Source organism: Moorena sp. SIO4G3, from assembly GCF_010692305.1.
GTDB lineage: Bacteria > Cyanobacteriota > Cyanobacteriia > Cyanobacteriales > Coleofasciculaceae > Moorena > Moorena producens_A.
Genome location: NZ_JAAHIG010000587.1, coordinates 1 through 3,645 on the forward strand (window position 1 = coordinate 1; position 3,645 = coordinate 3,645).

A 3,645-nucleotide genomic window follows, 5' to 3' on the forward strand; every position below is an offset into this window, starting at 1 on the left:
GAATTTTTTTGCCCGACTCAAGCAATATCGAGCGATCGCGACGCGGTACGATAAGCGAGCTCAGAACTTCCTAGGAGCAATTTATCTGGCTGCTGCTGTAATTTGGCTTAATTGATGACACGCCCTAGTCAGATACGCAGATGATTTTGTCATTCTCCACCAAGACCAAACCGTGGTAGAAGAATGTCTTGAAGTCATTAATAAATGGCTGCTGGACATGGGTCTGGAATTAAAACCAAGTAAAACAAAAATTACCCACACATTTGACGGATTTGACTTCCTCGGATTCAACATTCGGCAATATAAAGTAGGTATATATCAATCTAAACAAGGTTTTAAAACCATCATCAAGCCATCTAAGGAAAAAGTACTAGAGCATTATGGGCAGCTCTCAAATGTCATAGAACGACACAAAGCTGCCCCACAAGAGGCTTTAATAAGCCACCTCAAACCTATTATACGCGGATGGTGCAACTATAGCAATCCTAAATCATTTGTAAAATAATTAATATTATAATATAATGAGTTTGCTCAACTCAAAAAATAGAGAAAATATGAGGGAAACAGTCGAGCAGTTTCAAGGTGATGTTCAAGAAGATATAGAACAATTTATCGAAAGCAATCCAGAACCAAGAGAGCTAAAAAGAGCCTTAGCTATTCGGATGCTTATTCAAGGTGTAAAAGTCACAATAATTCAAGAACTATTAGGTGTTTATGCTGCTTTTGTTAGCCAATGTAAAGTTCGTTTTGCCCTAGAAGGTATTGAGGGATTGAAACTAAAACATAAAGGCTCAAAAGGATACCTTAATCAAAGGGAACGCACTTCTATAATTGAGTGGTTAAGAAGTCAAAATTCGATGGATTTGAGTAAACTAGAAAATTATATAGAAGATAATTATGGAATCAAATTTAAGTCGAAACAGAGTTACTATCATCTCTTGAAAGAAGCGGGAATGAGTTGGAAAAAAACTCAAAAATTTAACCCAAAACGAGATCAAGAAAAGGTAGAGGCTCGACATCAAGAAATCTGTGATTTATTAGAAGAAAATCGTGAAGATATAGAGACTGGAAAGCTTGTGGTGTATTTGATTGATGAATGTCATCTGTTGTGGGGAGATGTTTGTGGATATGGGTGGGGATTGACTAAAGAAGCGATGCAGCAAGGGAACAGGGGAGGCAGTGCGGTCTTGGGGGTTCCCCCCGGAGACGAAACCTGATTACGTTGAGCCTTTATGGTTGGTCGGCTATGCAGAAAAGGGGTAAAACTTATTGATTAGCGTGATTTGCGCGGTCTTGGGGGTTTCCCCCATGAGCGACTGCATCAAGACAAGGCGAGCCTGTCTTACGGTAACTTCTAACCATGAGCAACTGCCGTGGTTTCCCCCATGAGCGACTGCATCAAGACAAGGTTAGAAATTCCCATGACTAATGAACGGGATCGTCAGACTTATTATGGGGCTTTAAATTATCAAAGTAAGGAGTTTATTGTCCGGGATTATAAACAAGGAAATTCTCAAAATACAGTGTTATTTTTGAAATTCTTAAGAAAACTTAATCCAGGAAGTAGATTGTTGATTATTTGGGATGGAGCCAGTTATCATAAATATAAAGAAATGAAGGAGTATCTGAGGGAAGTAAATCAAGATCTAGATCCTTTTAAGCGACCCGTTCATTGCGGTGCGACCCAAGGGCGATTCACTCGCCCATTGGAAAGCGCACCGTGGAAATTTTAGCCCCTAATGCTCCCGAACAAAATCCGGTTGAAGATATTTGGTTAAAAGCTAAAAACTTCTTGAGAAAATTTTGGTATAAATTACGGTCATTTGCCTTGGTAAAGTGGTTGTTTACTTTTTTTGTTCAAAGAGAAATTTTTGAGTTTAAAAAACTTCATAAGTATGGTGTTTTTCCCAAAAAAATATAAGAAATAAATACTTAATTAAGCCAGAGTTATTTTTACGAATCATTTAGGACTGCTATACCCCTCTTCTGTCACTCTCCGAATTCAATGATTAACAAATAAGTCAGATTATCCAGAATTAAAAAAGAATTGATATTGATTAATTTCACTAATTAGCTGATTCAATCCCAGCAATAATTTACTATTCGGTAAAATATCTAACCAGGGAAAAATAATCCATAACATCATAATGGGTTGAATCAGTAAACGAAAATTGTTTAACACATTCTTCCATCCACCTTTATGATTCCATTGTTGATAATTAATCACCTGGATATCATCAGCATCTGTCACCTTATTGGCTACTTCTGTCGATTTATTTAAAGCTAAAAAAGCTGGAGAATTCAAACTAATCATGGTGTACACACAAAAAATTATTTCCCACCATTTTTCGATATCTTTAAACTTAGTAAAACGGTAATCTGTCCATCCTAATTCTTGTTTACACTGACGAAAAGCATACTCTACCCATGTTCTTAATCCATACAAATCTCCCAATATTTTCTTGAGATTACCTTTCAAATTAGTCATCACAAAAGATGTTCCATTCTCTGGCATAGTTTTTGGGTCTGTGGTTATTTCCCAGTAAGTTATGGCTCTCTTTTTTCCATATACTATTTCTCTAATGTATCTAGTTTCTGATTTTTGATTACTAAATGTTCTGGTAAATTTACACCACTTATTCGCTCTAACCCTCTGCGAAATTGGCATCCAGACTCCATGATTACTCCTAATTGCTACTACATAAGACAATTTAGTTTTCTCTAATGTTCTAATAAACTGGCTACTTTCACCAGCGATGCAGCGCGGTCTTGGGGGTTTCCCCCATGAGCGACTGCATCAAGACATACAGACTATCCGCTAATACTCGTTCTATATTTAATCCTTCTTCTACTAATTCTTCTAGGATTTCTGAGGCTAACTCTATTTTAGTTTTGTACTTATCTTCCCATTTTAATGTTCCTCTTGGTTTGAAGATTTTGTCTACCAATGGAAATGTTATATTTTGATACACCCCGTAAGCATTAACTGACACTATTCCATTATCTACTTTTCCGATACTTCCTAGATATTGCCTTGCTACATAGTCCGTTTTTTTTCCTTTCTTTCTATCCCCGGTTTCATCTATTATTACCGTGATTTTTTCGGAGTTTAATGCTTTGATAATCCTACTTAATCTTCGGGATTTTAATTCAGTCGCTGACCAAGGAAAATTGGCTAAAAAATGATGGAGTGACTGAGCAGATTTTATGCCTACTACCTTAGCTATTTCTGGTAGCGACTTTCTCTTTATCGGTGAGATTATTCCTAAATGTAAATATTTGAAACATTCATAACTTCTTACTTCTGAAAACAGGTCTTTATAAGCCTCACAATATTGATCAATAACCGAAACTGTTGGTTGTGCATCTCTGGCACTATGTTTGAGAATCTGTAACTCTACATCCATTGCCCTATCTACTTTTGAGCTACCCAATCTGTTTATTCTCTTATTTTACTTCTCGGAGAGTGACAGAAGAGGGATACTACAGGTCAGTCTGTAGTAAAGAAACATTCAGCAAATTAGGACATATGCTATGGAACAAACTCGCCTTGATGGGGATACAGGAGACACCCCAAGAAATCAAAAACCTGGGTAATCAATAAGTATTGGGGAACTATTGGAGGAGATAACTGGGTGTTCATGA

4 protein-coding genes and 3 pseudogenes are annotated in these 3,645 nt (G+C 36.9%); 6 read left to right on the top strand and 1 reads right to left on the bottom strand.

Features of this window, described 5'->3' with window-relative positions:
* The 6 genes and pseudogenes from F6J99_RS43215 to F6J99_RS43235 all read left to right on the top strand — a co-directional run.
* The coding region (locus F6J99_RS43215) for a transposase (protein WP_293120501.1) at positions 1-115 on the top strand (115 nt) is incomplete at its 5' end.
* Between the two features lie 21 nt (positions 116-136).
* Positions 137-283: pseudogene (locus F6J99_RS46010) on the top strand (reverse transcriptase domain-containing protein); the annotation flags it as partial.
* A 63-nt stretch (positions 284-346) separates the two neighbouring features.
* The gene (locus tag F6J99_RS46015) at positions 347-505 is read left to right on the top strand and encodes a group II intron maturase-specific domain-containing protein (protein ID WP_365975400.1); all 159 of its coding nucleotides are present in this window, start codon (positions 347-349) and stop codon (positions 503-505) included.
* Positions 506-554: 49 nt separating this feature from the next.
* A pseudogene (locus tag F6J99_RS43225) lies at positions 555-1,139 on the top strand (winged helix-turn-helix domain-containing protein); the annotation flags it as partial.
* Between the two features lie 246 nt (positions 1,140-1,385).
* Positions 1,386-1,733 carry a transposase gene (locus F6J99_RS43230; RefSeq protein WP_293123149.1) on the top strand — a complete coding sequence of 116 codons (348 nt, stop codon included), beginning with the start codon at positions 1,386-1,388 and terminating at the stop codon, positions 1,731-1,733.
* Entirely contained in the window at positions 1,721-1,921 is a 201-nt protein-coding gene (locus F6J99_RS43235) for a hypothetical protein (protein WP_293123146.1), read from the top strand. The genes F6J99_RS43230 and F6J99_RS43235 overlap by 13 nt, the downstream gene beginning before the upstream one ends.
* A 105-nt stretch (positions 1,922-2,026) precedes the next feature.
* On the opposite strand, the pseudogene F6J99_RS43240 reads toward F6J99_RS43235, so the two are convergent.
* Positions 2,027-3,407: pseudogene (locus tag F6J99_RS43240) on the bottom strand (IS701 family transposase).
* Positions 3,408-3,645 lie beyond the last annotated feature (238 nt).